Annotated in this window: 26 protein-coding genes and 1 pseudogene; 15 read left to right on the forward strand and 12 right to left on the reverse strand. The window is 71.3% G+C overall.

Annotated features, from left to right (window positions below; genetic code table 11):
• Positions 1-6 precede the first annotated feature (6 nt).
• Positions 7-1401 (reverse strand): metallopeptidase TldD-related protein, encoded by a 1395-nt coding sequence (locus tag M8H82_RS02785; RefSeq protein WP_250070690.1) that lies wholly within the window; start codon positions 1399-1401, stop codon positions 7-9.
• On the reverse strand, positions 1398-2921 hold the full coding sequence (locus M8H82_RS02790) for a TldD/PmbA family protein (RefSeq protein ID WP_250070691.1): 1524 nt from the start codon (positions 2919-2921) through the stop codon (positions 1398-1400). Before M8H82_RS02790 ends, M8H82_RS02785 begins: the two co-directional genes overlap by 4 nt.
• 242 nt (positions 2922-3163) lie before the next feature.
• Here M8H82_RS02790 and fabG point away from each other — a divergent pair, with 242 nt between their 5' ends.
• From fabG to M8H82_RS02805, 3 genes are all read left to right on the forward strand, one after another.
• Positions 3164-3868: a 3-oxoacyl-[acyl-carrier-protein] reductase gene (fabG, locus tag M8H82_RS02795; protein WP_250070693.1), complete on the forward strand. Its 705-nt coding sequence runs from the start codon at positions 3164-3166 to the stop codon at positions 3866-3868.
• A gap of 5 nt (positions 3869-3873) precedes the next feature.
• Positions 3874-4641, forward strand: a complete 768-nt coding sequence (gene fabI / locus M8H82_RS02800) for an enoyl-ACP reductase FabI (protein WP_250070696.1) — start codon at positions 3874-3876, stop codon at positions 4639-4641.
• A 177-nt stretch (positions 4642-4818) separates the two neighbouring features.
• Complete coding sequence (locus tag M8H82_RS02805; protein ID WP_250070697.1) at positions 4819-5145, forward strand: hypothetical protein; 327 nt, start codon at positions 4819-4821, stop codon at positions 5143-5145.
• Here M8H82_RS02805 and M8H82_RS02810 read toward each other — a convergent pair.
• The gene (locus M8H82_RS02810; protein ID WP_250070699.1) at positions 5126-5815 is read right to left on the reverse strand and encodes a FadR/GntR family transcriptional regulator; all 690 of its coding nucleotides are present in this window, start codon (positions 5813-5815) and stop codon (positions 5126-5128) included. The two genes, M8H82_RS02805 and M8H82_RS02810, sit on opposite strands and share 20 nt — an antisense overlap.
• Before the next feature lie 82 nt (positions 5816-5897).
• On the opposite strand from M8H82_RS02810, the gene M8H82_RS02815 reads away from it, so the two are divergent.
• The 4 genes from M8H82_RS02815 (at position 5898) to M8H82_RS02825 (ending at position 8520) form a co-directional block, all read left to right on the forward strand.
• Positions 5898-7373, forward strand: coding sequence for an MFS transporter (locus tag M8H82_RS02815; RefSeq protein ID WP_250070700.1), 1476 nt, complete (start codon positions 5898-5900; stop codon positions 7371-7373).
• A gap of 47 nt (positions 7374-7420) precedes the next feature.
• Positions 7421-7540, forward strand: coding sequence for an SGM_5486 family transporter-associated protein (locus M8H82_RS36395; protein WP_284048361.1), 120 nt, complete (start codon positions 7421-7423; stop codon positions 7538-7540).
• A gap of 189 nt (positions 7541-7729) precedes the next feature.
• The gene (locus M8H82_RS02820) at positions 7730-7936 is read left to right on the forward strand and encodes a hypothetical protein (RefSeq protein ID WP_250070702.1); all 207 of its coding nucleotides are present in this window, start codon (positions 7730-7732) and stop codon (positions 7934-7936) included.
• A gap of 65 nt (positions 7937-8001) precedes the next feature.
• Complete coding sequence (locus M8H82_RS02825; protein ID WP_250070704.1) at positions 8002-8520, forward strand: histidine phosphatase family protein; 519 nt, start codon at positions 8002-8004, stop codon at positions 8518-8520.
• A gap of 55 nt (positions 8521-8575) precedes the next feature.
• Here the strand turns inward: M8H82_RS02825 and serB are convergent, their stop codons facing one another.
• Both serB and M8H82_RS02835 read right to left on the reverse strand, forming a co-directional pair.
• Complete coding sequence (gene serB / locus M8H82_RS02830; RefSeq protein WP_250070706.1) at positions 8576-9784, reverse strand: phosphoserine phosphatase SerB; 1209 nt, start codon at positions 9782-9784, stop codon at positions 8576-8578.
• A gap of 203 nt (positions 9785-9987) precedes the next feature.
• The gene (locus M8H82_RS02835; protein WP_250070708.1) at positions 9988-11979 is read right to left on the reverse strand and encodes a streptophobe family protein; all 1992 of its coding nucleotides are present in this window, start codon (positions 11977-11979) and stop codon (positions 9988-9990) included.
• 240 nt (positions 11980-12219) lie between these two features.
• Between M8H82_RS02835 and M8H82_RS02840 the strand changes: the two genes are divergently transcribed.
• On the forward strand, positions 12220-14733 hold the full coding sequence (locus tag M8H82_RS02840) for an FHA domain-containing protein (protein ID WP_250070710.1): 2514 nt from the start codon (positions 12220-12222) through the stop codon (positions 14731-14733).
• A 79-nt stretch (positions 14734-14812) separates the two neighbouring features.
• Here M8H82_RS02840 and M8H82_RS02845 read toward each other — a convergent pair whose 3' ends face one another.
• The 3 genes and pseudogenes from M8H82_RS02845 to M8H82_RS02855 all read right to left on the reverse strand — a co-directional run bounded on the left by M8H82_RS02845 (position 14813) and on the right by M8H82_RS02855 (position 17641).
• Positions 14813-15562, reverse strand: a complete 750-nt coding sequence (locus tag M8H82_RS02845; RefSeq protein ID WP_250070715.1) for a transglycosylase SLT domain-containing protein — start codon at positions 15560-15562, stop codon at positions 14813-14815.
• A gap of 299 nt (positions 15563-15861) precedes the next feature.
• A pseudogene (locus M8H82_RS02850) lies at positions 15862-16946 on the reverse strand (S-adenosylmethionine:tRNA ribosyltransferase-isomerase).
• Entirely contained in the window at positions 16943-17641 is a 699-nt protein-coding gene (locus tag M8H82_RS02855; protein WP_250070716.1) for an SDR family oxidoreductase, read from the reverse strand. The pseudogene M8H82_RS02850 and the gene M8H82_RS02855 overlap by 4 nt, the downstream one beginning before the upstream one ends.
• A 199-nt stretch (positions 17642-17840) precedes the next feature.
• Between M8H82_RS02855 and M8H82_RS02860 the strand changes: the two genes are divergently transcribed.
• The 3 genes from M8H82_RS02860 to chpE all read left to right on the forward strand — a co-directional run bounded on the left by M8H82_RS02860 (position 17841) and on the right by chpE (position 20020).
• The gene (locus M8H82_RS02860) at positions 17841-18986 is read left to right on the forward strand and encodes a GAF domain-containing sensor histidine kinase (protein ID WP_250070718.1); all 1146 of its coding nucleotides are present in this window, start codon (positions 17841-17843) and stop codon (positions 18984-18986) included.
• Positions 18979-19620 (forward strand): response regulator transcription factor, encoded by a 642-nt coding sequence (locus tag M8H82_RS02865; RefSeq protein ID WP_250070720.1) that lies wholly within the window; start codon positions 18979-18981, stop codon positions 19618-19620. The genes M8H82_RS02860 and M8H82_RS02865 overlap by 8 nt, the downstream gene beginning before the upstream one ends.
• 154 nt (positions 19621-19774) lie before the next feature.
• Entirely contained in the window at positions 19775-20020 is a 246-nt protein-coding gene (gene chpE, locus M8H82_RS02870) for a chaplin ChpE (RefSeq protein WP_250070722.1), read from the forward strand.
• A 353-nt stretch (positions 20021-20373) separates the two neighbouring features.
• Here chpE and M8H82_RS02875 read toward each other — a convergent pair whose 3' ends face one another.
• A complete protein-coding gene (locus tag M8H82_RS02875) occupies positions 20374-21162 on the reverse strand; it encodes a hypothetical protein (RefSeq protein WP_250070724.1) in 789 nt (262 codons plus the stop codon).
• Between the two features lie 138 nt (positions 21163-21300).
• Between M8H82_RS02875 and M8H82_RS02880 the strand changes: the two genes are divergently transcribed.
• From M8H82_RS02880 to M8H82_RS02890, 3 genes are all read left to right on the forward strand, one after another.
• The gene (locus M8H82_RS02880; protein ID WP_250070726.1) at positions 21301-22092 is read left to right on the forward strand and encodes an ABC transporter ATP-binding protein; all 792 of its coding nucleotides are present in this window, start codon (positions 21301-21303) and stop codon (positions 22090-22092) included.
• Between the two features lie 54 nt (positions 22093-22146).
• Entirely contained in the window at positions 22147-22578 is a 432-nt protein-coding gene (locus tag M8H82_RS02885; protein ID WP_250070728.1) for an NfeD family protein, read from the forward strand.
• Between the two features lie 155 nt (positions 22579-22733).
• Positions 22734-23678 (forward strand): SPFH domain-containing protein, encoded by a 945-nt coding sequence (locus tag M8H82_RS02890; RefSeq protein WP_250070730.1) that lies wholly within the window; start codon positions 22734-22736, stop codon positions 23676-23678.
• Positions 23679-23752: 74 nt separating this feature from the next.
• Here the strand turns inward: M8H82_RS02890 and M8H82_RS02895 are convergent, their stop codons facing one another.
• From M8H82_RS02895 to M8H82_RS02905, 3 genes are all read right to left on the reverse strand, one after another.
• A complete protein-coding gene (locus M8H82_RS02895; protein WP_250070732.1) occupies positions 23753-24259 on the reverse strand; it encodes an HNH endonuclease in 507 nt (168 codons plus the stop codon).
• Positions 24260-24405: 146 nt separating this feature from the next.
• Positions 24406-24945, reverse strand: a complete 540-nt coding sequence (locus M8H82_RS02900) for a YbhB/YbcL family Raf kinase inhibitor-like protein (RefSeq protein ID WP_250070734.1) — start codon at positions 24943-24945, stop codon at positions 24406-24408.
• Positions 24946-24985: 40 nt separating this feature from the next.
• On the reverse strand, positions 24986-25768 hold the full coding sequence (locus M8H82_RS02905) for a sporulation protein (RefSeq protein ID WP_250070735.1): 783 nt from the start codon (positions 25766-25768) through the stop codon (positions 24986-24988).
• 147 nt (positions 25769-25915) lie between these two features.
• Here M8H82_RS02905 and M8H82_RS02910 point away from each other — a divergent pair, with 147 nt between their 5' ends.
• Positions 25916-26566, forward strand: coding sequence for a DNA-3-methyladenine glycosylase (locus tag M8H82_RS02910; protein ID WP_250070736.1), 651 nt, complete (start codon positions 25916-25918; stop codon positions 26564-26566).
• Positions 26567-26878 lie beyond the last annotated feature (312 nt).

Here is a 26878-nt window from a genome sequence, read left to right on the forward strand (position 1 = left end):
ACGAGGTTATACGCCCTGACTGACAGAGCTCATATTGAAATCCGGCACCCGCAGCGCCGGCATCGCAGCCCGGGTGAACCAGTCGCTCCACTCCCTGGGCAGCGTCTTCTCCGTGCGCCCGGCCTCGGTGGCCCGGCCCAGCAGATCCACCGGCGACTCGTTGAACCGGAAGTTGTTCACCTCGCCGGTCACCTCGCCGTTCTCGACCAGGTACACGCCGTCCCGGGTCAGGCCGGTGAGCAGCAGCGTCGCCGGGTCGACCTCGCGGATGTACCACAGGCAGGTCAGCAGCAAGCCGCGCTCGGTCGCCGCGACCATCTCCTCCAGCGACTGCTCGCCACCGCCGTCCAGGATCAGATTGTCGATCCCCGGCGCCACCGGCAGGCCGGTCAGACCCGCGCTGTGCCGGCTGGTCATCAGGTGCCGCAGTTCGCCCTCGCGGACCCATTCCGTGGCCTTGAGGGGGAGTCCGTTGTCGAACACCGAGGTGTCTCCCCCGGAGGAGTGCGCCAGCACGAAGGGCGCCGCCTCCAGGCCCGGCTCGTTCGGGTCGCTGCGCAGCGTCAGCGGCAGCTCGGTGAGCCGGTCGCCGACCCGGGTGCCGCCCCCGGGCCGGGAGAACACCGTGCGGCCCTCGGCCGCGTCCCGGCCGGACGCCGACCACATCTGGTAGATCAGCAGATCCGCCACGGCGGTCGGCGGCAGCAGCGTCTCGTACCGTCCGGCGGGCAGCGCCACCTTGCGCTCGGCCCAGCCGAGGCGTACGGCCAGCTCGGCGTCGAGCGCCGCGGGGTCGACGTCCTTGAAGTCACGGGTGGAGCGGCCGGCCCAGGCCGAACGGGTGCGGTCCGGGGACTTGGCGTTCAGCTCCAGCGTCCCGTTCGGCTGGTCATGGCGCAGCCGCAGCCCCGTCGACGTACCGACGTAGGACGAGACCAGCTCGTGGTTGGCGAAGCCGTACAGCTCGCGGCCGCCCGCACGCGCGCGAGCGAAGGCCTCACCGAGCGCCGGGGCGAAGTCGGCGAACACCGCGGAGGTGGTCTCGGCGGGCACGTCCGTGAAGTCCGGCGCCGCCGGCACGCCGGTGACCAGCGGCTGTGCGTCCTCGGCGGGCCCGGCGCCGCGCGCGGCGGCCTCGGCGGCCCGGACCAGGGGCTCCAGCTCGTCCGGCGTCACCGCGGAGCGGGACACGACTCCCGAGGCCGTGCCCTCCTTGCCGTCGACGGTGGCGACGACCGTGAGCGTGCGCCCGCGCGTGACGCCGTTGGTGGTCAACGCGTTGCCCGCCCAGCGCAGGTTGGCGGTGGACTGCTCGTCGGCGATGACGACACAGCCGTCCGCGCGCGACAGCTCCAGGGCCCGCTCGACGATCTCGTGCGGCTTGTTCGTACGAGGACTCATCGACCGGCCTCCTGGGTGGTGTTGAGGATGTTGACGCTGCGGAACAGGGCGGACGGGCAGCCGTGCGAGACCGCGGCCACCTGCCCCGGCTGGGCCTTGCCGCAGTTGAAGGCGCCGCCCAGGACGTAGGTCCCCGGGCCGCCGACGGCCGCCATGGATCCCCAGAAGTCGGTGGTGGTGGCCTGGTAGGCGACGTCCCGGAGCTGGCCGGTGATCCGGCCGTTCTCGATCCGGAAGAAGCGCTGACCGGTGAACTGGAAGTTGTAGCGCTGCATGTCGATGGACCAGGACCGGTCCCCGACGACGTAGATGCCGCGGTCGACGCCGCCGATGAGGTCCTCCGTCGACATCCCGGCCGGGTCCGGCCGGAGCGAGACGTTGGCCATGCGCTGCACCGGCACATGGGCGGGGGAGTCGGCGAACGCGCAGCCGTTGGACCGCTCGAACCCGGTCAGCCTCGCGATCCGCCGGTCCAGCTGGTAGCCGACCAGGGTGCCGTCCTTCACCAGGTCCCAGGTCTGGCCCTCGACGCCCTCGTCGTCGTAGCCGATGGTCGCCAGGCCGTGCTCGGCGGTGCGGTCACCGGTGACGTTCATCAGCTCCGAGCCGTACCTCAGCTTGCCGAGCTGGTCGAAGGTGGCGAAGGAGGTGCCGGCGTAGGCGGCCTCGTAGCCGAGCGCCCGGTCCAGCTCGGTGGCGTGCCCGATGGACTCGTGGATCGTCAGCCACAGGTTGGACGGGTCGACGACCAGGTCGTACACGCCCGCCTCGACGCTCGGCGCGCGCATCTTCTCGGCGAGCAGCTCGGGGATCTGCGCCAGCTCGCTCTCCCAGTCCCAGCCGGTGCCCCGCAGGTACTCCCAGCCGCGCCCGACGGGCGGCGCGATGGTGCGCATCGAGTCGAACTCGCCGCTGGACTCGTCGACCGACACCGCGGTCAGCTGCGGGTGCAGCCGGACGCGCTGCTGCGTGGTCACGGTCCCGGCGGTGTCGGCGTAGAACTTGTTCTCGTGCACGGTGAGCAGGGAGGCGTCGACATGGTTCACCCCGTCCGCCGCCAGCAGCCGCGAGCTCCACTCGGCGAGCAGCGCGGACTTCTCCTCGTCGGGCACGGTGAACGGGTCGATCTCGTACGACGAGATCCACGTCTTGTCGGCGTGCACGGGCTCGTCGGCGAGCTCCACCCGCTCGTCCGACCCGGCCGCCTTGATCACCTGCGCGGACAGCTTGGCCATCGCCACGGCCCGGGCGGCGACCCGGGCCGCCGCGTCCATGCTCAGGTCCACCCCGGAGGCGAAGCCCCAGGTCCCGCCGTGCACGACGCGCACCGCGTAGCCGAGGTCCGTGGTGTCCGAGGAGCCCGCGGGCCTGGCGTCCCTGAGCCGCCAGGACGCGCTGCGCACCCGCTCGAACCGGAAGTCCGCGTGCTCGGCGCCGAGGGCACGCGCGCGTGCCAGCGCGGCGTCCGCCAGAGCGCGCAGGGGTAGTGCCGTGAAGGACTCGTCGATGGTATGAGGCACCTGGGTCTCTTCCTGTCGCCGTTACCGTGGTCGCTCCGATCATGTCGCGCGGGCCGGTCCCGGGACCACACGTTTGCCGCCGGTGGCCGGTTCGGTTCTGTAGGGATCCGACAGTGACTCCTGCGCGCCACTGTCGGTGCCCGCTTCTTCGCGCGCGCCCCGGGACCGATAGGTTTTCGGGGAAGCCGCCTGTCATCCAGGTGTCCGGGCGGGTGTCAGACCGTTATCGAAAGGGTGATCCGTTGAGCCGCTCGGTTCTCGTCACCGGAGGCAACCGGGGCATCGGCCTCGCCATCGCCCAGGCATTCGCCGACGCCGGCGACAAGGTCGCCGTCACATACCGCTCGGGTGAGCCGCCCAAGGGCTTCCTCGCCGTCAAGTGCGACATCACCGACAGCGATCAGGTGGAGCAGGCCTACAAGGAGATCGAGGCCGAGCACGGCCCGGTCGAGGTCCTCGTCGCCAACGCCGGCGTCACCAAGGACCAGCTGCTGATGCGCATGTCCGAGGAGGACTTCACCTCGGTCGTCGACACCAACCTCACGGGCACCTTCCGGGTCGTCAAGCGCGCCAACCGGGGCATGCTGCGGGCCAAGAAGGGCCGCGTCGTGCTGATCTCGTCCGTCGTCGGCCTGCTCGGCTCCGCGGGGCAGGCGAACTACGCCGCCTCCAAGGCCGCGCTGGTCGGCTTCGCGCGTTCCCTCGCCCGTGAGCTGGGTTCGCGCAACATCACTTTCAACGTCGTCGCGCCCGGCTTCGTGGACACCGACATGACCAAGGTGCTCACCGACGAGCAGCGCACGGCCATCGTGTCGCAGGTCCCGCTCGGCAGGTACGCGCAGCCGGAGGAGATCGCCGCGACGGTGCGGTTCCTCGCCTCGGACGACGCCTCGTACATCACTGGAGCCGTCATTCCCGTTGACGGCGGACTGGGAATGGGTCACTGATCACCATGAGCGGAATTCTCGAGGGCAAGCGCGTCCTGATCAGCGGTGTGCTGATGGAGTCCTCCATCGCCTTCCACGCCGCCAAGCTGGCCCAGGAGCAGGGCGCGGAGATCATTCTCACCGCCTTCCCGCGGCCCACGCTGACCGAGCGCATCGCCAAGAAGCTCCCCAAGCCCACCAAGGTCATCGAGCTCGACGTCACCAACGACGAGCACCTCGGACGCCTCGCGGACCTCGTCGGCGAGGAGCTGGGCGGCCTCGACGGCGTCGTGCACTCCATCGGCTTCGCGCCCCAGGACGCCCTCGGCGGCAACTTCCTGAACACCCCGTTCGAGTCGGTCGCCACGGCCATGCACGTCTCGGCGTACTCCCTGAAGTCGCTGACCACGGCCTGCCTGCCGCTGATGCAGAACGGCGGCTCGGTCGTCGGCCTCACCTTCGACGCCCAGTACGCCTGGCCGCAGTACGACTGGATGGGCCCGGCCAAGGCCGCCCTGGAGGCCACCAGCCGCTACCTCGCGCGTGACCTGGGCAAGCAGAACATCCGCTGCAACCTCATCTCCGCGGGGCCGCTCGCCTCCATGGCCGCCAAGTCCATCCCGGGCTTCGGCGAGCTGGCCGCCGTGTGGGACGACCGCTCCCCGCTGGAGTGGGACCTGAAGGACCCGGAGCCGGCCGGCAAGGGCATCGTCGCCCTGCTGAGCGACTGGTTCCCGAAGACCACCGGCGAGATCATCCACGTCGACGGCGGTCTGCACGCCATCGGCGCCTGACACTGCCGCAGACCTTGCGAGGGCCCCGCACCCGACCGGTGCGGGGCCCTCGGCACGTGGTGCCGGTGTCGCCCGTTCGGCCTATCCGGCCGGGCGGGGCGGCGCTGTGACCGGGCACTCTGGATTACGCCCGCACCACGCGTTTTCCTCGTCAGCACGGCCGAGGAGGTCTCTCTTGTGCGTCTGCCCCGCAGCCTCGCCCCAGTGACCGTCGCCGTAGCTCTCCTGGTGTTGCTGCCGTACGAGGCGACACCGCAGGCACGCGAGCCGGAGCCGTTCGGCTCCGAGTGCCGCACGCGCGTGCAGGGCTCCCATGTGATCGCCTACTGCCACAACCCCTACGCCGACGCCGACCGCGTACGGCTGCACATCGAGTGCAGCCGGTGGTGGGACCTCGACACCGACAGCTCCCCGGTCGACACCGGCCCGGCGGCGACCGTACGGCTCACCGGGCGCTGCTGGAAGGAGGTCCGCACGGCATGGGTCAGCCACCAGCAGCGGTGAACCTGCCCGGACGGCACTGGAACGGATAGCCTGCCGCCTCCCGGGCGGCGGTGGTCGCGTCGCCCGCGCGGATCGCCTCCACCAGCCGGGCGTGGTCCATGTACGTCTCCGGCGTCAGCTCCTCGCCGACGTCCTCGCGCAGCCAGTCCCGCAGCACCTCGCCCAGGTCCGCGTACATCGCCGTCATCGCGTCGTTGTGGGACGCTGCCACCACCGCGAGGTGGAAGGTGGCGTCGGCCGCCACGAACGCCTCGGCGTCGCCCGACGCCCAGGCCTCCTCACGCCGCGCCAGCAGCGCGTCGAGCTGCTTGAGGTCCTTCTCGGTGCGCCGCTCGGCGGCCAGCCTCGCCGCGCCCGACTCCAGCGTGGAGCGCAGCTCGGCGATGTGCCGCGGGTCCGCGTCGGCGAAGCGGCGGTGCATCACCCCGGCCAGCTCGCTGGTCGCCACGACGTAGGTGCCCGAGCCCTGGCGGATGTCCAGCAGGCCGTTGTGGGCGAGGGCGCGGACGGCCTCCCGGACCGTGTTGCGGGCGACGCCCAGCTGCTCGACCAGCTCCGGCTCGGTCGGGATGCGGGAGCCGACCGGCCACTCGCCGGAGGTGATCTGGTGCCGCAGCGCGGCGATGACCTGCTCGGACAGGGCGGAGCGGCGTTGCTGGCTCAGGGGCATGGCACACCTTCGCACGGGACGGGCGACCGGCCCAGCCCGGAGGTTGGACAACCATTCATCCCATGATTCTATGATGGACATCATGGCGAGCGAGGAAACGCGGACGACGAACCCCACGACCGTACGCAGTCCGGCTCGGGCGGCCGACGAGTCCCCGGTGCCCACGCGCGCGTGGACGACACGTCTGATCGTCCTCGGCATCGTGCTGGCCGCGCTGAACCTCCGCCCTGCCATCACCAGCCTCGGCGCCCTCCTGCAAGAGGTCCGGGACGGGCTCGGCATGAGCGGCAGCATGGCCGGGCTGCTCACCTCCGTGCCCCCGCTCTGCTTCGCGCTCTTCGGCGTCACGGCACCCCGCCTCGCCCGCCGCTTCGGCGCCGGTGCCGTCGTCTGCGCGGGCATGGTCGCCATCACGGCCGGCCTGCTGATCCGGCCCTACGCGGGCAGCACGCCCGCCTTCCTGGCCGCCACCGCCCTCGCCCTGATGGGCATCGCGGTCAGCAACGTCCTGATGCCGGTCATCGTCAAGCGCTGGTTCCCGGACCGGGTCGGCTCCATGACGGGCCTGTACTCGATGGCCCTCGCCCTCGGCACCTCGGCCGCCGCGGCCGTCACGGTGCCGATGACGGACGCGCTCGGCGGGAACTGGCAGACCGGGCTCGCGGTGTGGGCGGCCCTGGCGGCGGCGGCCGTGCTGCCCTGGCTCCCGTTCGTACGGGACCGGCGGGTGCCGGGAGCGGAGGAGCGGGCGGCCGGGCGTGGTGAGGTGCCCACGCGCGGGGGAGCTGCTGGGGCTGGGGGAGCGCCCGCGCGTGGGGGAGCGGCCGGGGACGGTGAGGCACTCGCGCGTGGGGACGCGGCCACCCGGGAGGACGCGCCCGCACGGCAGGGGGCATCCGCCGACGGCGGGGCGTCCGGGCGGGCGGGAGCGCTCGCTCGTAGGGACGCGCGACGGCGTGCGGAGGCGCCCGCGCTGCGGATCACGCGCAGCCGTACCGCCTGGGCGCTCGCCGTGTTCTTCGGGCTCCAGGCCACCGCCGCCTACATCACGATGGGCTGGATGGCGCAGATCTTCCGGGACGCGGGCGTGCCCGCGAGCACCGCCGGGCTGCTGCTGGCCGTCACCATGGTGATGGGCGTGCCGCTGGCCTTCGTCATCCCGCGCGTTGCCACCCGCCTGCCGCACCAGGGGCCCATCGCGCTCGTGCTCGGCGTCTGCGGCCTCGCCGGATACGCCGGCCTGTACTTCGCGCCCGCCGCCGGAGCCTGGGCCTGGGCCGTCCTGCTCGGCATCTCCAACTGCGCCTTCCCCCTGGCCCTCACCATGGTCGGGATGCGGGCCAGGACCGGCGCGGGCGTCGCCCAGCTGTCGGCCTTCGCGCAGAGCACCGGCTATCTGATCTCCATCCCGGGCCCGCTCCTGGTCGGCGTGCTCTACCAGCACAGCGGCGGCTGGGGCCTGCCGATCGCGCTGATGACCGCCCTGATGATCCCGCAGATGGCGGTCGGCGTCCTCGCCGGGCGCAACCGCACGGTCGAGGACGAGGCCGCCCGCTGAGCCCACCCCGCGGGCCCGCCCCGGGCGGCGGATGCGACACTTGCCCCATGTCGCCAGTGCTCGACCCGAACCCGCAGAACGGCCAGAAGAAGATGCTCCTCGTCTTCGGCTCGTTCCTCGCCATCTTCGTGATCATTGCCGTCATCGCGACGATCGCCTCACCCTGAGCCGGGGCGGCCCGGCACCGGCCGGGGGTGGGGGTAGCCCCCCTGTCCCCTAGGGGGCGAGTGTCAGGGTCAACTGGGTGGATCACCGGATGGGTTGTGTGCCGCGGATTCCGTAGCTTCGAGATGTGACCGCGAGACGCGGACCACGGAGCAGGAATCCCGGCCAGTCGACACCCCGCGGAGGCACCCATGTCGGCCCCTACGCAGACTCCGCCCCACCCGGCACGCCGCGGCGGCGTCGACATCAGGCTGCCCTGGTGGGCCCTGGCCCTGCCCGTGCTCGCCTTCGTCACCCTGCTGATGCTGATACTCGATCCGGCCGAGGCGCACGCCGCGACCGCCGACCCCGCGATCACCCAGCTCTTCGAGCGCGTACAGCAGCTGCTGGCTCGCTGAACACCGATGCGGCCGCCCGCCAACTCCCTGCGACGCGTGGCGTGTTTCATGCGAAGCTGGGACTCATGAGCGTCGCAGAATCCCGCAGGATCGTCCTCTTCCGGCATGCGAAAGCCGACTGGCCACAGGTGACCGACCATGAGCGGCCGCTCGCCGAGCGGGGCCGGATGGACGCCGCCGTCGCCGGACGCAAGCTCGCCGACACCGGTGTCCCCTTCGACCTGGCCCTGTGCTCCACCGCGACCCGGACCCGGGAGACCTGGAAGCTCGCCGTCCACGAGTTCCCGCACCGACCGAAAACGGTCTACGAGGAGCGGATCTACGAGGCCTCGCCGGGCGAGCTGATCGCCGTGCTCAACGAGACCCCGGACGAGGTGCGCAGCGCCGTCCTCATCGGCCACAACCCCGGCATCCAAGGGCTCGCCGAGGTGCTGGCCGGGTCCGCCGAGGAGGAGGCCCGCACGAGGATGGGCCGCCGCGGCTTCCCGGCCGCCGCCTTCGCCGTGCTGAGCTTCACCGGTCCCTGGAAGGCGCTGGAACCGGGCGGGGCCAGGCTGCTCGACTACTGGGCACCGTCGGAGTGACCGCACCCGGGTGACAGGGGGCCCGGTGCCGGGCCCCTTCCGGCGTACCGGCGACTCAGTCCTTCTCGTGCATGTCGGCGGCCTCGACCTCTTCGCGGGTGACGCCCAGCAGATAGAGCACCGTGTCGAGGAACGGCACGTTCACCGCGGTGTGCGCGGCCTCCCGCACCACCGGCTTGGCGTTGAAGGCGACCCCGAGGCCGGCCGCGTTCAGCATGTCCAGATCGTTGGCGCCGTCACCGATCGCCACCGTCTGCGCCAGCGGTACGCCCGCCTCGGCCGCGAAGCGGCGCAGCAGCCGGGCCTTGCCCGCGCGGTCCACGATCTCGCCGGTGACCTTGCCCGTCAGCCTGCCGTCGACGATCTCCAGGGTGTTGGCCTGGGCGAAGTCGAGCCCGAGCCGCTCCTTCAGATCGTCCGTGACCTGGGTGAATCCGCCGGAGACCACGCCGACTTGGTAGCCGAGCCGCTTCAGCGTACGGATCAGCGTGCGCGCGCCCGGCGTCAGCCGTACCTCGCTGCGCACCTTGTCCACCACGGAGGCGTCGAGCCCTTCCAGCAGCGCCACGCGCGCGTGCAGCGACTGCTCGAAGTCCAGCTCGCCGCGCATCGCCGCCGCCGTCACCTCGGCGACCTTGTCCTCGCAGCCCGCGTGCGCGGCGAAGAGCTCGATCACCTCGTCCTGGATGAGCGTGGAGTCCACGTCCATCACGACCAGGCGCTGCGCCCGCCGGTGCAGGCCGGCCGAGACCACCGCGACATCGACGCCGAGCTGCGCGGCCTCGGTCACCAGAGCGGTCCGCAGCGGCTCGGTCTCCACGCCGGACACCGCGAACTCGACGGCCGTCACGGGGTACTTGGCGAGCCGGAAGATACGGTCGATGTTGCCGCCGGCGTGGGTGATCTTCGCGGCGATGGCGGCCGTCGCCTCCGCGGTGAGCGGATGCCCGAGCACGGTGACCAGGGAGCGGCCGAGCCCGCGCGGGCGGTTGTCGCCGAGCCCGGAAATGATCTCGGCCTGCATCTTCAGCGACTCCGCCCAGCTGTGGACGGTGGCCCGCAGATCCCCCTCGAGACCGCGGGGCGGCTCGGTCACGAGCGCGCACAGCACGATCCGGCCGCGGGTGACGACCTGCTCGATGTCGACCACGTCGACGGAGTAGGCGGCGAGGGTGTCGAAGAGTCCGGCCGTGATGCCCGGCCTGTCCTTCCCGAAGATCTTGACGAGAAGGGTGGGGACGTCAGAGGTCTGCGAAGCGCTCATGGTGCTTCCACCGTATCCGGCACCCAGTGCCTCCCGCCCCCGAGGTCCGCCTGGCGGACACGGAACACTGGGCGACGACCCGATGACCCCCACGTTACCGACCGCCCACCCATCCAGGCAGGGTGGCCCTTCGCGCCGGGGCGGCCGCAGATGACCGGCGCCCGGACTTCGCGGCGGACCACGACGTACCCGCCGACCACACCTCAGCGGCGTCCCTTGGGCCCCCTGGGCGGCGCGGGCGGCGGCGGAGGTGGAGGCGGGGGCGGCCCCTCGCCGGAGCCGCCCGAGGACGACCGGCGCCCGGACCTCGGCGGCGGATCGATCGGCCGGACCACGGTGGGTGCGCCGTACACGTCCTCGCCGCTCCGACCGGCCTCCTCGGCCCCTGCCCTCTCCGGAGGCGCGTCCTCCGGTTCCCGCAGCTCCCCGGGCACCCGCAGATACGGATTGGTGCCGGGATTGGGCGGCCGGTACGGCACCCCGGGCGCGTACGGCCCGTCACCGGGCGCGCCGGTCGATCGCCCGGGCGTTCCGGATGCCTGGCCGGCCGCCCCGGCTCCCTGCTCTGCCGCCCTGTCGGCCGGCCCACCCGCCCCGTCCGCTTGCCTGGCCGGCCCACCCGCCCCGGCCGCTTGCCCGGCCGCCCCGCCCGCCTGCCAAGCCGTTCCACTCGCGTGCCCTGCCGCCGGCCCCGCCCGCCCAGGGGCCCCGCCCCGGTCCCACCCGGGCTCACCCGCCCGCCCAGGCGTCGTCGCGCTTCCCTCCCAAGACCCATCGCCCACCCGAGCAGGCTCCGCACCCGCCACCCCCACGTCACCGAGTGCCAGTGGTGCCGCCCGTCGGCCCGCCGCCCCAGTGGCCCGGGCCAGGAGTGCGCCCGTCGCCCCCGCCGCCGCCCCCCACGCCGCGCCGAGCAGCAGCGCCGGCCCCAGCTGTCCGTGCAGCTCGACGCCCGCGTCGAAGGCGTCGACGCCCAGCACCGCCAGGGACGCGTCGACGGACACCTCCGTCAGCCAGGCCAGCAGCGGCAGCGCCAGTGCGGTCACGATGCCGAGCCGCAGCGCGCACCGTCCCGCGAAACCGAGGGTGCCCGAACCCCGTAGCACGGGTGTCCGCACCGCAGTGAGCACGCCCGCCAGCAGCATCGCCATCGCCGCCGCCACCCCCAGCAGCCACACCCGTCCGTCCAGCTCCGCCAGCCGCCCCAGCGTCACGGCACGGTCGGAGTCGACCAGCAGGTCGTCCAGCGGGTCCGGCAGGAACTGTGCCAGGGGACCGGTGGCCTCGCCGTCCCACGGCACGAACAGGCCGATCGGGATGCCCAGCCACACCCCGTTCGGCGCCCCGAGCAGCGCGGCGCCCGCGATCCGCTTCGGGTTGTCGTCGCCGATCAGCGCGTACGCCGCCGCCGCGAACCCGGCGAGGACCGCCATCAGCAGCACCCCGACCAGGGCGGACACCGCGGGCCGCACCACGCGGTGCAGGGCCGCCCAGCCGGCCGGCAGGGGAGTGCGCCGCGACGCCAGCAGCGCGATCAGCAGGATCCCCGCCGACCAGCACGCGCCACCGAGCAGCGTCGGTGCCGTGTCGACCGTGAAGCCGACCGCCGCCTCGGCGTCGATCAGATCACCGATCTGATCGGGCAGCAGCCCGCCGATGTCCCCGACGTCCCCGAGCCCGGGGATCTCGACGCCGCCCCCGCCTCCGCCGCCGGGCAGCTCGTCGAGCCCGAGCGCCCTCCCGTCGAGGGTGACGACGTCGTCCCCGGCCCAGGCCAGCCCGCCCAGCATCGCCACGGACAGCGCGACCACCGCGCCCGCGCGCGCGGCGAGTTCGGCCGGCGCGATGACAACTCCCGCCGCGCGCAACGACCGTAGGAAGAACCATGACAGGAGCAGCGCGCCGACCAGGCTCACACCCAGTGGCGTGATCTCGATGGCGGTCGTCGCCTCCGCACCCGTAAGACCGAATGCGGACACATCACCGGAAGGCGTCACCGAACCACCCGCCCCGAGCGCCACGACCGCCGCGGTCATCGGCCCGAGCGAGCCCGCCGTGTCCGCCTCCAGCAGATGCAGGCCCAGCGCGGCCGTACCTGCCATTCCGATCAACGCCCAGCTCACCGCGGCGACCGCGGACAGCAGGACGTCCACCCAGGGCACCTTCGTGCTCCCGGCGGTCCTCGACGCGCTCATGGCAGGCCCCCCGATCCGCGCAGCGGCGAACTCGCCGCGCATGTCCCCCTCGCGAGGAATACCACTCTCCGGCCCGGTTTCAACCCCGTCAACGGAACCGCTCGATGCGTGTGCGCGTGGTCTTCACAAGGCCCGACTTTCGGTCAGGGGGCCGAGCCTGAAATAGTTCCCGACGATGTTCGCCATCCCTAGACTCCCTCTGATGGGGGTAACTCGGGGGACTACTCAGTGGGGCATGGAGTGCCGGAACTCGTACTGGAATTGAATGGACAAACCTGGACGCTCGATCCGTCCAGGACATACACCCTCGGCCGTGATCCGCAGGGTGACATCGTGCTGGACGACGCCAGGGTCTCCTGGCGGCATGCCACGATCAGCTGGAACGGCCGCAGTTGGGCCATCGAGGACCACGGATCCACCAACGGCACGTTCGTGCAGGGCCAGCGGATCCACCAGCTGGAACTCGGCCCCGGCTCGGCCGTGCACCTGGGCAACGCCACGGACGGTCCGCGCCTGAGCCTGACCGGCGCAGCGGCCGGCGTGTCCGTGCCGGAGGCGCAGCAGCCGTACGCCGCCCAGGGCGCGAACCCGGGCTGGGCCCAGCAGGCGCCGCCGCAGCAGCAGGCCCCGGGGGCCGGCTGGCAGCAGCCCCAGCAGGCCGCGCCGAGCATTCCCCAGCAGCAGGGACCCGGCGTCGGCGCGGGGGCGCCGCCGGTCTACGGCGACCGCAGCCCGACCACGTTCCACCAGTTCGCCGTCGGTCGCGTGATGCGCATCGGCCGTGCCCTGGAGAACGAGCTCGTCGTCTCCGACCTCCAGGTCTCCCGTCACCACGCCGAGTTCCACTCGACGCCCGACGGCCGGATGGAGATCCGTGACCTGGGCTCGCACAACGGCACCTACGTCAACGGCCAGCCGATCGCCAAGGGAGGTTCGCAACTCCTCGGCCACGCCGACATCGTGGGCGTCGGCCACTCCACGTTCCGGATCGTCGGCGACCGCCTCGAGGAGTTCGTCGACACCGGTGAGGTCTCCTTCTCGGCCCGCCACCTGACGGTCACCGTCGACGGCGGCAAGCAGATCCTCAAGGACGTCTCCTTCGGCGTCCCCGAGAAGTCGCTGGTCGCGGTCATCGGCCCGTCCGGATCCGGCAAGTCGACGCTGCTCAAGGCGCTCACCGGCTACCGCCCCGCCAACCAGGGCGACGTCCTCTACGACAACCGCAACCTCTACAAGCAGTTCGCCGAGCTGCGCCAGCGCATCGGTCTGGTCCCGCAGGACGACATCCTGCACAAGGAGCTGACCGTCAAGAAGGCCCTCAAGTACGCGGCCAAGCTGCGCTTCCCCGCCGACACCACGACGGCCGAGCGCGAGGCCCGGATCGGCGAGGTGCTGCGCGAGCTGAAGCTGGACATCCACAAGGAGAAGAAGGTCACCTCCCTCTCCGGTGGCCAGCGCAAGCGCGTCTCGGTGGCCCTGGAGCTGCTCACCAAGCCGTCGCTGATCTTCCTGGACGAGCCCACCTCGGGCCTCGACCCGGGCATGGACCGCGATGTCATGCAGCTGCTGCGCGGCCTCGCCGACGACGGCCGCACGGTCCTGGTGGTCACCCACTCGGTGGCCGAGCTCGCGATCTGCGACAAGCTGCTGGTGATGGCCCCGGGCGGCGCGGTCGCGTACTTCGGCCCGCCCGAGGAGGCCCTGAACTTCTTCGGCTACGACACCTGGGCCGACGTCTTCTCCGCCTTCGAGAACTACCGCGACTACGACTGGGCCGGACGCTGGAAGGGCTCGCAGCACTACCAGATGTACGCCGCGGACATCGACGCGATCGCTCCGCAGTCCGTACAGATGCCGCCGATGCAGGCGATGAGGCCGCCCAAGCCGCAGGGCTGGGGTTCGCAGCTGCTGACCCTGGTCCGCCGCTATGTGTCGGTGATCGCCTCCGACAAGGGCTTCCTGGCCCTGACGGTGATCCTGCCGGCCGTGCTCGGCGCGGTCAGCCTGCTCATCGACCCGGACAAGGACCTGCTGGTCCGGCCGGTGAACCCGGGGACCGGCATGCCCGTCCCGAACGGCACGGCCACCACGGTCCTGCTGATCCTCGCGGTCGGCGCGTGCTTCGCGGGCGCGGCCAACTCCGTCCGTGAGCTGATCAAGGAACGGGTGATCTACGAGCGGGAGCGGGCCACCGGTCTGTCGCGCTCGGCGTACCTGATGTCCAAGGTGATCGTGCTCGGCACCATCACCGTGCTCCAGGGCCTGATGGTCGGCGCCATCGGCTTCTCCAGCCGGACCATCCCCGACGAGGCGCTGATCCTCGGCGAGGGCAAGACCGCGGTCCTGCTGGAACTGTCCATCCCGATCATGGGCCTGGGCTTCACGTCGATGATGTTCGGCCTGGTCATCTCCTCGCTGGTGAAGACCGCCGAGAAGACCATGCCGCTGCTGGTGATGTTCGCGATCGTCCAGGTCGTGTTCACCGGCTGCCTGTTCGCCCTGCACGGCAGCCCCGGCGTCAACGAGTTCTCGTACCTGATGCCGTCCCGCTGGGCGGTCGCCGCCGCGGGCGCCACGCTGGACTTCAACAACATCAGCCCGCCCAAGGAGAAGGGCGACACCGACCCGCTGTGGGACCACGCGGTCGGCGCCTACGGCCTCGACATGATCGCCCTGATCGTGCTCGGCGTGATCTGCGGCGTCCTCGTGGCCCGCTTCCTGCGCCGCCACGAGCCCGAGGTCATGCGCAAGTAACGCCCGTACGACCCCGAAGGGCGGCACCCGTCAGGAGGTGCCGCCCTTCGGCGTTCCGTACCGAGGTCCGCGCCGGGCCTCAGTACGCGCTGTTGACGTTGTCGATCGAGCCGTAGCGGTCGGCAGCGTAGTTGGCGGCCGCGGTCAGGTTGGCGACCGGGTCGTACTGGCTCCAGGCGGTGCCGGGGACGTGGTAGGCGTCGAAGGTCGGCTTGATGACCTGGAGCAGGCCGATCGACGGGACGCCGTTCTGGGCGTTGATGTCCCAGTTGTTGATCGCGTTCGGGTTGCCCGAGGACTCCCGGATGATGTTGCGGTGCAGGCCGTTGTAGGTGCCGGGGATGTTGTGCTTGTCCATGATGGCCAGCGCCTCCTTGATCCAGCCGTCAAGGTTGTTGGCGTAGGTCTTCTTCACGGCGACCGGCTTGGCCTGGGGGCGGGCGGCGGACCGGCTCGCGGCCTCCTTGGCCTTGCGGGCCTGCTCGGCCTTCTTCTTGGCGGCGGCCTCGGCGGCGGCCTTCTTCTGGGCCTCCGCCTTCTTCTTCGCGGCGGCGTCGGCTGCCGCCTTCTTCTCGGCCGCGATGGCCTCGGCCTTCAGGCTGGCGTTCGCGAGCTGGTCGGTGACGCTGGCCTTGACGTCCTTGATCTGCTCGGTCTTGAAGGCGACCTGGGCGGCGGCGGGCTCCGCGGTCGTCGTGGTCTGCGCATTGCCCGGAACCGCGGAGAAGGCGAGGGCGGCGGCGCCGAGCGTGGCGACACCTGCGAGCGCGATCTTGTGCTGCCTGGTCACCGAGGGACGACGGCCAGGGGTGAGGATGTTCTTGGGCATGGCGGGGAGACCTCTTCGAGTAGCGCGGAGGTCGCTCGCTGTCCGGCGGGGGACACGGGTGCTTCCGGCACAAACGCCGCGGGCGGAACCCACGGCGTTGAGCGACGAGAGCCATTGTTAGCGGCCGCAAAATGGCCAGGCAAAGGTGTGACGTACGATCCCCGATAGTGGATCAGGTAAGGGCAAATCAGGACAGACAGGAACGTCTTTCCCGCTCACGTGGGGGCCCTTTACCTCCTATGCCCCTTCGTACGTGATCTGGGTCCTATGCGCGGCCTCACATCAGCCGGGTGGCAACCTCACCGGACGTTGCACGAGCGATGCTCTGTGTGAGGGTCCTCCGCCGGGAGGAGGAGATGCACATCCCCGAACTCGTGCCACAGGTACCGCCCGCGCAGCGCCTCCTCGTACCCACGGCCGATCGCCGCCCGCCCCGCGACCGCCTCCAGCATCAGCAGATGCGAGGCCTCCGGCTCGTGCAGCCCTGTCAGCAGCCCGTCCACCACCCGCACCCCGCGCTCAGGGGTGATGACGAGATCCGTCCATCCCGCACGCGCGCGTACCGCCCCGTCCGCGCCCACCGCCGACTCCACGGCCCGCACCGCGGTCGTCCCCACCGCGATCACCCGCCCGTCACCGGCCCGTACGGCGTTGATCAACCGGGCCGAGGCCTCCGGCACCGCGAACCGCTCCGGATACGGCGGCTCGTGCGCCTCCGCCGACGCCACCCCGGTGTGCAGCATGACCGGCGCGAACTGCACCCCCCGGCTCACCAGCTCCGCCACCATGCGCGCCGTGAAGGGCCGCGCGGCACTCGGCATCTCCGCACTGCCGGACCCGTCCGCCGAGTCCAGCGCGAACACCGTCCGGTACGCCGACAGCGGCTGATCGCGTTCCGTGTAGGAGTAGCGAATGGGCCGCCCGTGCTCCCGCAGCATCGCGGGCATCCGGGACCGCTCGCCCGGACCCACCACAGCCGCTCACCGTCCGCGCTCAGCGGCTCCTCGAACACCAGGCACACCCCGCCCGGCAACCGCACCCGCGCCCCCGCCGGACCGCCCGCACGCGCACGCGTGGTGCCCCTGCCGTCCGGATCCCGCAGCTCGACCGCCCACCGGCCGTCGTCCCCGCGCGTGGAGAAGTGCACCACCACACGCGCGTGCCCCAGCTCCCCGTCCACCGCGGCGGCCAGCGTCGGCGAGGTGTTCACCACCAGCAGGTCCCCGGCCCGCAGCAGGCCGGGCAGCTCCCGGAACGCGTGATGGGCCACCTCCGTCCCCCGCGACACCAGCAGCCGCACCGCGTCCCGCCCGAGCCCGGGCCCCCGCTGCTCGGCCGGCACCCGCGCCGACAGCTCCGGCGGCACCCACACCGCCAGCGTCATCGCCGGCCCGCCAGCAGCGCCGGCGCCCCGTACCGCCCGCTCACCGGCCGCTCGTCCAGCAACCGCAGAAACGCCGGCACCACGCTGTGCGGCGCAGGCCGCCGGCCGTCGTCGTCCGGTACGGCCGCCGCGTACAGGTCGGTGGCCATGTCCCCGGGATCCACCGCCCAGACCCGCAGCCCGGGCTCCTCCGCGCCGAGCACCGCCGCCAGGTGGTCGAGGGCCGCCTTGGACGCCCCGTACCCGCCCCACGTCTCGTACGCCTCGACGGCGGCGTCCGAGCTGACCATGACGACCGTGCCGGCCCCGGACGCCCGCAGCAGCGGCAGCGCCTCCTGGACCAGGCCCAGCGCGGCGACCGTGTTCACCTCCAGCGCCCGCCGCAGCCCTTCCAGGGGTAGCTCCTCCAGCCGTACCAGCGGTTCGGCACCCAGCGCGCTCGCGTTGTGCACCAGCAGATCGACCCCGCCCAGCTTCCAGGCCGTGGCCACCAGCGCCGCCCGGTGCCCGGCGTCCGTGACATCGCCGGGCAGCGCCTCCACGCGCGTGCCGTGCGCGGAGACCGCCGCCGCCGTCTCCTTCAGCACCCCCTCGGTACGAGCGTCGAGCACCAGATCCCAGCCCCGCGCGGCCAGCGCCTCGGCCAGCGCACGCCCCAGCCCCTTCGAGGCCCCCGTGATGATCGCAACCGGCATGACACATCTCCTCACAGATCGATGTGCCCTCAACGTAGGAACGGGCCCGCCCGGACCGCCTCGGCCGCGGGCCGCAGAGCGCCGGGTCCCTTCGGCGGGGGGCCTGCGCACGGGGACCGGGGACCTAGGGCCACCGGCCTAGGCGTGGGCGGTCACTGGTCCGATCCGCACTGTCACACCCCGCCGGTACCGTGAGGACATGAATCAAGGTCCAGGGTCCGGTCTGGCGGCGGTGAGCTCCGCGCTGCTGGCCATGAGCAGGCATCTGGAGGTGCGCGACGTCCTCAAGACGATCGTCGCCTCGGCCCGCGAACTGCTCGACGCGCAGTACGCCGCCCTCGGCGTCCCGGACGACCACGGCGGTTTCGCCCAGTTCGTGGTCGACGGCGTGAGCGACGAGCAGTGGAAGGCCATCGGCCCGCTCCCGCGCCAGCACGGCATCCTGGCCTCGATGCTGCACGAGGCCAGGCCCGAGCGCCTCGCCGATGTCCGCATGGACCCCCGCTTCGAGGGCTGGCCCTCCGCCCACCCGGACATGTCCGACTTCCTGGGCCTGCCGATCCGCGACGGCGACGAGGTCATCGGCGCGCTGTTCCTGGCCAACAAGAGGTGTGCCAAGCCCGAGGGCGCCTGCGGCTTCACCGAGCAGGACGAGGAACTCCTCGCACTGCTCGCCCAGCACGCGGCCATCGCCCTGACCAACGCCCGCCTGTACGAGCGCAGCCGCGAGCTGACCATCGCCGAGGAGCGCTCCCGCCTCGCCCATGAACTGCACGACGCGGTGAGCCAGAAGCTGTTCTCCCTGCGCCTGACCGCGCAGGCCGCGGCGGCCCTCGTCGACCGCGACCCGGTCCGCGCCAAGGGCGAGCTGCAGCAGGTGGCCGTGCTCGCCGCCGAGGCCGCGGACGAACTGCGCGCCGCCGTCGTGGAGCTGCGCCCCGCGGCCCTCGACGAGGACGGCCTGCTGGCCACCCTGCGCACCCACGTCCAGGTCCTCGACCGGGCCCACGGCGCGCGCGTGACCTTCGACGGCCGCGGAGTGCGGGCGCTGCCCGCGGCCCAGGAGGAGGCGCTGCTGCGGGTCGCCCAGGAGGCCCTGCACAACGCCCTGCGCCACTCGGGCGCCGACGCCGTCGACGTGACCCTCCACCGCTCCGGTGCCGGAGCGGTGCTGCGGGTGACGGACAACGGCAGCGGCTTCGACCCGAAGACCGTCCGCCGTGCGGGCCGCCATCTGGGCCTGGTCTCCATGCGGGACCGGACCAGTGGGGTCGGCGGCACACTGACCGTGGAATCGGCGCCCGGCAAGGGCACCACGATCGAGATGGAGGTGCCCGGTGGCTGACGCGATCAAGGTGCTGCTCGTCGACGACCACCAGGTGGTCCGCCGGGGCCTGCGCACGTTCCTCGAAGTACAGGACGACATCGAGGTCGTGGGCGAGGCGTCCGACGGGGCCGAGGGGGTCGCCCGGGCCGAAGAACTGCGGCCGGACGTGGTCCTCATGGACGTGAAGATGCCGGGCATGGACGGCGTCGACGCCCTGCGCAAGCTCCGCGAGCTGGGCAACCCCGCGCGCGTGCTGATCGTCACCAGCTTCACCGAGCAGCGCACGGTGGTCCCGGCCCTGCGCGCCGGAGCAGCCGGTTACGTCTACAAGGACGTCGATCCCGACGCCCTGGCCGGCGCCATCCGCTCCGTGCACGCCGGGCACATCCTGCTCCAGCCCGAGGTCGCCGGCGCCCTGCTGTCCCAGGAGGACTCGGGCCCCGGCCAGGGCAGAGCCGGTTCGCTGACCGACCGGGAGCGCGAGGTGCTCGGGCTGATAGCGGACGGCCGCTCCAACCGGGAGATCGCCCGCGCGCTGGTCCTCTCCGAGAAGACGGTGAAGACCCATGTGTCGAACATCCTGATGAAGCTCGACCTGGCGGACCGCACCCAGGCGGCCCTGTGGGCGGTACGGCACGGTGTGGCCGGATAAGGACGGACCGCACGGCAATACGGAGGGTTCCGCTCCGGACTGAGATTCATACCGTCGTGGGAATGTCCCCCGGATGGCGCATCCTTCGTGGATCTCCGCCGTTCTCCATGCGTGCCGCGGCGAGTGCCGCGGTGATCGCTAGGAGGGGTCAGAAGTGAAGAACCTGAAGAAGGCAGCGGCCGTGACGATGGTGGCCGGCGGACTGATCGCCGCCGGAGCCGGGATGGCGTCCGCCACCGACGGCGCGCTGGCCGACGGCAAGGCCGTGGGCTCCCCGGGCGTCGGCTCGGGCAACCTCGTCCAGGCTCCGGTCCACATCCCGGTCAACGCGGTCGGCAACAGCGTGAACGTGATCGGCGTCCTGAACCCGGCCTTCGGCAACCTGGGCGTCAATCACTGACCTGCGCACGCCGCAAGGCGACCAGCGACTCCGGCCTCCCGGCTCACCCGGGAGGCCGTTCCATCTGCCGGAGCGACCCAGCGGTGCGACACCGCTGTGGATCCCGACCAGCAGTGCGCCCCCGCTGTCGGCGCGGTGCAGCGGTACGACACCGTTGTGGACTCCGACCGCCGGTGGGACCTCGCTGTGGACTCCGACCAGCAGTGCGCCCCCGCAGTCGGCGCGGCGCAGCGGTACGACACCGACCGGCAGCGCGACCTTGCTGTGCATTCCGACCGCCGGTACGACCTCGCTGTGGACTCCACCGGCGCCGCGCTCCCGCCGCGGACGCCGACCAGCGGTGCGCCCCCCCCTCACCGAACCCCTCGCTCCCGCTCCTCCACATACGCGTTGTAGGCGGCCACCTGAGCCCGCCGGGCCGTCCGTTCCACCGGCCGCAGCGCGGCGGCCCGGGCCGCCATCTCCCCGGACGTCACCGCGGCGCCGTGGCCGTCCTCGGAGGCCAGCGACACCAGCGCCCTCACCCGCTGCGCAAGCTCCAGGACCCGCACCGCCCGCGGCGGATACCCCGGCGCCAGCGCCTCCCGCCCCCGCTCGGCCCGCGCCCGGTACGCGTCGATCGCCGCCTCGGCCACCGGCCCCGACCCGGCGACGTCCAGCCGGGACAACACCTCCGTCGCCTCCCGCAGGGCCTCCGCGAGCTCCCGCTCGGCCTCACCGAGCGACGGCACATCCGCGGGCGGCGCCTCCCGCACCGGCAGCACATGCCAGACCACCTCGACATGCACATCACCGTCCGGCCCCACCGCGTACACCTCGGGCACGAGCCCGAACGCGACGCCGTGACAGACCACCGCCTCCTCGGCCTCCAACGCCCGCGCGTTGAACTCCGGCGGCCCGCTCAGCCCCAGCGGATGCCCCGGCGCCGGCAGCGCGACCCGCAAGCCGCTCACCCCGAGCGCCCGCAGCCGGCCGAGCGCCAACGTCAGCCCGACCGGCCCGGACTCGCCCGGCAGTCCCTCCACCCGGTGCACGGCGTCGTCCCCGACGATCGCGAGCACACAGTCATCCGGCGACACGAGTCCGGCCAAAAGGGCATTTCCCCAAGCGGCGAGGCGTCCTGAACGTGGTTCCGAGAGCATGCCCCCACCCTAAGGACCGGACCGATGGAATGAAGCGCCCGAGCGGTGGCGTAGATTTCGTTGAGGGGTGCGCCCACGGGCGCACGCGACCACCGAGACGCCGAGACCGGTCACACTGCAAGGGGAGACAACGCGCTCATGAGCGATGTTCTGGAGCTTCAGGACGTATCCGTGGTCCGTGAGGGCCGGGCTCTGGTGGACCAGGTCTCCTGGTCGGTGAAGGAGGGCGAGCGCTGGGTCATCCTCGGCCCGAACGGCGCCGGCAAGACCACCCTCCTCAACGTCGCCTCCAGCTACCTCTTCCCGAGCCAGGGCACCGCCACCATCCTCGGCGACACCCTCGGCCGGGTCGACGTCTTCGACCTGCGCCCCCGCATCGGCATGGCCGGCATCGCCATGGCCGACAAGCTCCCCAAGCGCCAGACCGTCCTGGAGACCGTGCTCACCGCCGCCTACGGCATGACCGCGACCTGGCACGAGGACTACGACGAGGTCGACGAGCAGCGCGCCCGCGCCTTCCTCGACCGCCTCGGCATGAGCGACTACGTCGACCGGAAGTTCGGCACCCTCTCCGAGGGCGAGCGCAAGCGCACCCTCATCGCCCGCGCCCTGATGACCGACCCCGAACTCCTCCTCCTCGACGAGCCCGCCGCCGGCCTCGACCTCGGCGGCCGCGAGGACCTCGTACGCCGCCTCGGCCGCCTCGCCCGCGACCCCATCGCCCCCTCGATGATCATGGTCACCCACCATGTCGAGGAGATCGCCCCCGGCTTCACCCACGTCCTGATGATCCGTCAGGGCAAGGTCCTCGCCGCCGGCCCGCTGGAGCTCGAACTCACCTCCCGCAACCTCTCCCTGTGCTTCGGCCTCCCGCTCGTCGTCGAGCAGGTCGGCGACCGCTGGACCGCCCAGGGACTCCCGCTGTCCTGATCCACCCGAACTGCGCCCTGTCGGCAGCAGGTTGTACGGACCTACCATGACGATGTGAACGACATCGACGCATGGGTGTGGTGGCTCATCGGCGCGGCCGCGCTCGGTATCCCGCTCGTGATGACCGCAATGCCCGAACTCGGCCTGCTCGCCGTCGGCGCCCTGGCAGCCGCGGGCGTGGCCGGCCTCGGCGGTGGAGTCGTCCTCCAGGTCCTCGTGTTCGCCGCCGTCTCGGTCGCGCTGGCCCTCGCCGTACGGCCCATCGCCGCCCGCCATCGCACCCAGCGCCCCCAACTCATCTCCGGCGTCGAGGCGTTGAAGGGCAAGCAGGCGGTCGTGCTGGAGCGCGTGGACGCCTCCGGCGGCCGGATCAAGCTCGCCGGGGAAGTCTGGTCGGCCCGCTCCCTCGACGGCGGCCAGGCCTACGAAGTGGGGCAGGCGGTGGACGTGGTGGACATCGAGGGGGCCACGGCGATCGTCATGTGACCTCGCACGACGTAACTGGGGGAACACCTCCCGGTGCGCACGACGGTCTGTCAGACTCAACCGGCAAGATCTTCAACAGACATAAGATCTGCAGTAGTTAGGATCCGCGGGATCCGAGACAGCGCCGAGGCGGAGAAGGGTACGGGGAGCCGACGATGGAACCGGTCATCATCGTCTTGATCATTCTGGTGGTGTTGGTCTTCATCGCCCTGATCAAGACGATCCAAGTCATCCCACAGGCCAGCGCCGCCATCGTCGAGCGCTTCGGCCGGTACACACGGACACTGAACGCGGGCCTCAACATCGTGGTCCCGTTCATCGACACCATCCGCAACCGCATCGACCTGCGCGAACAGGTCGTGCCCTTCCCGCCGCAGCCGGTGATCACCCAGGACAACCTGGTCGTGAACATCGACACCGTCATCTACTACCAGGTGACGGACGCCCGCGCGGCCACGTACGAAGTCGCCAGCTACATCCAGGCGATCGAGCAGCTCACGGTCACCACGCTGCGCAACATCATCGGCGGCATGGACCTCGAACGCACCCTGACCTCCCGTGAGGAGATCAACGCGGCCCTGCGCGGCGTCCTCGACGAGGCCACCGGCAAGTGGGGCATCCGCGTCAACCGCGTCGAGCTGAAGGCGATCGAACCGCCCACCTCCATCCAGGACTCGATGGAGAAGCAGATGCGCGCCGACCGCGACAAGCGTGCCGCGATCCTGACCGCGGAGGGCACCCGCCAGGCCGCGATCCTCACCGCGGAGGGCGAGAAGCAGTCCCAGATCCTGCGCGCCGAGGGCGAGGCCAAGGCAGCGGCCCTGCGCGCCGAGGGCGAGGCCCAGGCGGTCCGTACGGTCTTCGAGGCGATCCACGCCGGCGACCCGGACCAGAAGCTGCTCAGCTACCAGTACCTCCAGATGCTCCCGAAGATCGCCGAGGGCGACGCCAACAAGCTCTGGATCGTCCCCAGCGAAATCGGCGACGCCCTCAAGGGCCTGTCCGGCGCGATGGGCAACTTCGGCGGTATGGGCGGCAATTCAGGCGGCGGCTCAGGCAACAGCGGCGCGGAACGCCGCGAGAAGCCGAGCATCGACTGAGATACGACAACGAGGGCCGCCTTCGAATGAAGGTGGCCCTCGACGTACCTCCAGGGGCGCGGCCCGCGGACGCGCTACGCGGCCTCCCGAGCCAACCACTCAGGCAGCGCCGAGAGGTCCTCCGCCCCCAGCGACAGCAACATCGCATCGGCCGGCGTCGGCTCGAACGGCTCCCGGAGCAACGGCATCCCCGCCTCCTCCGGAGTCCGGTTCGCCTTGCGGTGATTGTCCTCCGCGCACGAGGCCACCGTGTTCAGCCAGGTGTCCTGACCACCCTGCGACCGCGGCACCACATGGTCCACGGTCGTCGCCCGACGACCGCAGTACGCGCACCTGTGCCGGTCCCTGACCAGCACACCCCGCCTCGACCACGGCGCTCGTCTTCGGAACGGCACCCGTACGTACCGGCACAGCCGGATCACCCGGGGCGCGGGTATGTCGACCGCGGCTCCGCGCATGCGCAGTTCGGGGTGGGACTGCTCGACGACGGCCTTGTCCTGAAGCACCAGAACGACGGCTCGGTTCAACGTCACCGTCGACAGCGGCTCGAAGCTCGCGTTCAGTACCAGCGTGTCCCGCATGACCAGCCCACCTCCTATGCGCAGCGGCCCACCCCCTGGCGGGCTGGGATCAACTCTGGCCGGGCACGCCGAGATGGACAACGAAATAAAAAGTGCCCGCCCCTGATCACTTCCAAGACCAGGGGCGGGCAAACGTTCAATGAACGTCAGGCTTCGGCGGGCACCTCGTACTCACCGATGAGCTGCGCACGCGCCACCGTGTGGAACCGCAGATTGAAACCGACGACGGCCGGCGAGGCGTCCGCGTCCGGGCCGAGCTTCTCCTGGTCCACGGCGTACACCGTGAACACGTAGCGGTGCGGCCCGTCCCCGGCGGGCGGCGCCGCCCCGCCGAACTCCTTCGCCCCGTAGTCGTTGCGCACCTGCACGGCACCCTCGGGCAGGCCCTCGAACGTGCCGCTGCCGGCACCCGCGGGCAACTCCGTCACCGAGGCCGGGATGTCGAACACCACCCAGTGCCAGAACCCGCTGCCCGTCGGGGCGTCCGGGTCGTAACAGGTCACGGCGAAACTCTTGGTCTCGGACGGGAAGCCCTCCCACCGCAGCTGCGGCGAGGTGTTGCCGGCCGCGTAGACCTGAGCGTCCTTGAGGGTCGCGCCCTCCGAGACGTCCTCACTCGTGACCGTGAACGACGGCACGGGCGGGTGGAAGTCATGGGGGAGCGGCCGCCTCTTGAGCTCGGTCACCTCGGTACCTCCTGATCGGAACGTTCAGTGGCCTCCGAGCCTAGGACCAGTTGCGCTTGCTGCCGACTTCGGACAGCCACTGGTTGAGGTACGCCGCCCAGTCGGTCCCCTGGAAGTCGTTCAGACCCACCGTGAAGGACCGGAAGGTGTCGCTGCCCGCGCTGAACAGACCCGGCTTCTTGTCCATCTCCAGCACCACGTCCATCGCGCTCTGGTCCGCGACGAAGCTCAGCTCGACCTGGTTGATGCCCCGGTACTGCTGCGGCGGGAAGAACTCGATCTCCTGGTAGAACGGCAGCTTCTGCCGCGTACCGCGGATGAGCCCGCGCTCCATGTCCGCGTTCTTGAAGCGGAAGCCCAGCTGGACGAACGCGTCCAGGATCGCCTTCTGCGCCGGCAGCGGGTGCACGTTGATCATGTCCAGGTCACCGGAGTCCACCGCGCGAGCGATCTCCAGCTCGGTGGTCACACCGATGTGCATCCCGCGCAGCGCCTGCCCGTCGATCGTCGTGATCGGCGTCTCCCACGGGATCTCCAGCCCGAACGGCACCGCGTGCACGGCCTCGGCCTGCAGCTCGAAGGCCCCACCGAGCCGCACCTTGGTGAACTCGATGTCCTGCTTGTACTCCTCGTCGCCGCTCTCGACCTCGACCTTGGCCTGCAGCCCGACCGAGAGCGCCTCGATCTGCTGGCTGACCGAACCACCCTGGATCCGCACCTCGCCCTGGACCACACCGCCGGGCACCACATTGACCTCTGTCAGCACGGTCTCGACCGAAGCCCCGCCGGACCCCAGACTCGCGAGCAGTTTCTTGAACCCCATGACTCTCCCTCTACGACGACTACGACGACATCCTTGATCCCTACAAACGCGACCCGGCCGTGGCCGGTTCCGTGCCCTCACTCTCACAAGGGGGAGGACACCTGGCCACCCCGTGACCACCACCCGTCTGCACTACCCTCGGACGGCATGATCGCGACCCCCGACCGTACGCCGCTCCCCAGAAACTTCTTCGACCGCCCCGTCCTCGAAGTAGCCCCCGACCTCCTGGGCCGCATCCTCGTACGCTCCACCCCGGACGGTCCGATCCTCCTGCGCCTCACAGAGGTGGAGGCCTACGACGGACTCAACGACCCCGGCTCCCACGCGTACCGCGGCCGCACCCCCCGCAACGACGTGATGTTCGGTCCGCCCGGCCATGTGTACGTCTACTTCACCTACGGCATGTGGCACTGCATGAACCTGGTCTGCGGCCCCGACGGCACGGCGAGCGCGGTCCTGCTGCGCGCCGGCGAGATCGTCGAGGGTGCCGAGCTCGCCCGCAAACGTCGACTCTCGGCCCGAAATGACAAGGAACTGGCCAAAGGCCCGGCCCGCCTCGCCACCGCCCTGGGCGTGGACCGAGCCCTCGACGGCACGGACGCCTGCACCCGGGGCGAGACCCCGCTGAGGATCCTCACGGGCACCCCGACCTCTCCCGACCAGGTACGGAACGGCCCGCGTACCGGTGTGTCCGGAGATGGGGGCAATGGTGACCTCCATCCCTGGCGCTACTGGATCGCCGACGACCCCACCGTGAGCCCCTACCGGGCCCATGTACCTAAGCGCCGCCGAAGTTGACTCGCCCCCGGGGAGGCGCGTAACGTAGCCCGAGCCGCTGAACCGGGTACGGCGATCGCCTGCAGCCGGAGCGGCCAAACCACTACCTACGACTTCCCTCAGCGGGATCGAATTTGGCGTGCCTGCATGTCTGAATTCGGATGCGCGAAGACTCGATTATGAGTCGGGCGGGGAGTCGGCTAACGTAGTGAATGTCGAAAGGCCGCGAGGCCGAAAGACAAATCCCGCCGACCGGGAATCGGAGCCGAAAGGGTCTGATAGAGTCGGAAACGCAAGACCGAAGGGAAGCCCGGAGGAAAGCCTGAGAGGGTG

Source organism: Streptomyces sp. YS415 (assembly GCF_023544665.1).
GTDB lineage: Bacteria > Actinomycetota > Actinomycetes > Streptomycetales > Streptomycetaceae > Streptomyces.

Bases quoted from the DNA above. Each gene is read 5' to 3' on its own strand.
- M8H82_RS02910 (WP_250070736.1), top strand. From the start codon at position 25,916: ATGATCGCGACCCCCGACCGTACGCCGCTCCCCAGAAACTTCTTCGAC.
- M8H82_RS02785 (WP_250070690.1), bottom strand. From the start codon at position 1,401: ATGAGTCCTCGTACGAACAAGCCGCACGAGATCGTCGAGCGGGCCCTG.
- M8H82_RS02890 (WP_250070730.1), top strand. From the start codon at position 22,734: ATGGAACCGGTCATCATCGTCTTGATCATTCTGGTGGTGTTGGTCTTC.
- M8H82_RS02845 (WP_250070715.1), bottom strand. From the start codon at position 15,562: ATGCCCAAGAACATCCTCACCCCTGGCCGTCGTCCCTCGGTGACCAGG.
- M8H82_RS02880 (WP_250070726.1), top strand. From the start codon at position 21,301: ATGAGCGATGTTCTGGAGCTTCAGGACGTATCCGTGGTCCGTGAGGGC.
- M8H82_RS02820 (WP_250070702.1), top strand. From the start codon at position 7,730: ATGTCGGCCCCTACGCAGACTCCGCCCCACCCGGCACGCCGCGGCGGC.
- M8H82_RS02875 (WP_250070724.1), bottom strand. From the start codon at position 21,162: ATGCTCTCGGAACCACGTTCAGGACGCCTCGCCGCTTGGGGAAATGCC.
- M8H82_RS36395 (WP_284048361.1), top strand. From the start codon at position 7,421: ATGTCGCCAGTGCTCGACCCGAACCCGCAGAACGGCCAGAAGAAGATG.
- M8H82_RS02835 (WP_250070708.1), bottom strand. From the start codon at position 11,979: ATGAGCGCGTCGAGGACCGCCGGGAGCACGAAGGTGCCCTGGGTGGAC.
- M8H82_RS02810 (WP_250070699.1), bottom strand. From the start codon at position 5,815: ATGCCCCTGAGCCAGCAACGCCGCTCCGCCCTGTCCGAGCAGGTCATC.
- M8H82_RS02860 (WP_250070718.1), top strand. From the start codon at position 17,841: ATGAATCAAGGTCCAGGGTCCGGTCTGGCGGCGGTGAGCTCCGCGCTG.
- M8H82_RS02825 (WP_250070704.1), top strand. From the start codon at position 8,002: ATGAGCGTCGCAGAATCCCGCAGGATCGTCCTCTTCCGGCATGCGAAA.
- M8H82_RS02905 (WP_250070735.1), bottom strand. From the start codon at position 25,768: ATGGGGTTCAAGAAACTGCTCGCGAGTCTGGGGTCCGGCGGGGCTTCG.
- M8H82_RS02855 (WP_250070716.1), bottom strand. From the start codon at position 17,641: ATGCCGGTTGCGATCATCACGGGGGCCTCGAAGGGGCTGGGGCGTGCG.
- fabI (WP_250070696.1), top strand. From the start codon at position 3,874: ATGAGCGGAATTCTCGAGGGCAAGCGCGTCCTGATCAGCGGTGTGCTG.
- M8H82_RS02815 (WP_250070700.1), top strand. From the start codon at position 5,898: ATGGCGAGCGAGGAAACGCGGACGACGAACCCCACGACCGTACGCAGT.
- serB (WP_250070706.1), bottom strand. From the start codon at position 9,784: ATGAGCGCTTCGCAGACCTCTGACGTCCCCACCCTTCTCGTCAAGATC.
- M8H82_RS02895 (WP_250070732.1), bottom strand. From the start codon at position 24,259: ATGCGGGACACGCTGGTACTGAACGCGAGCTTCGAGCCGCTGTCGACG.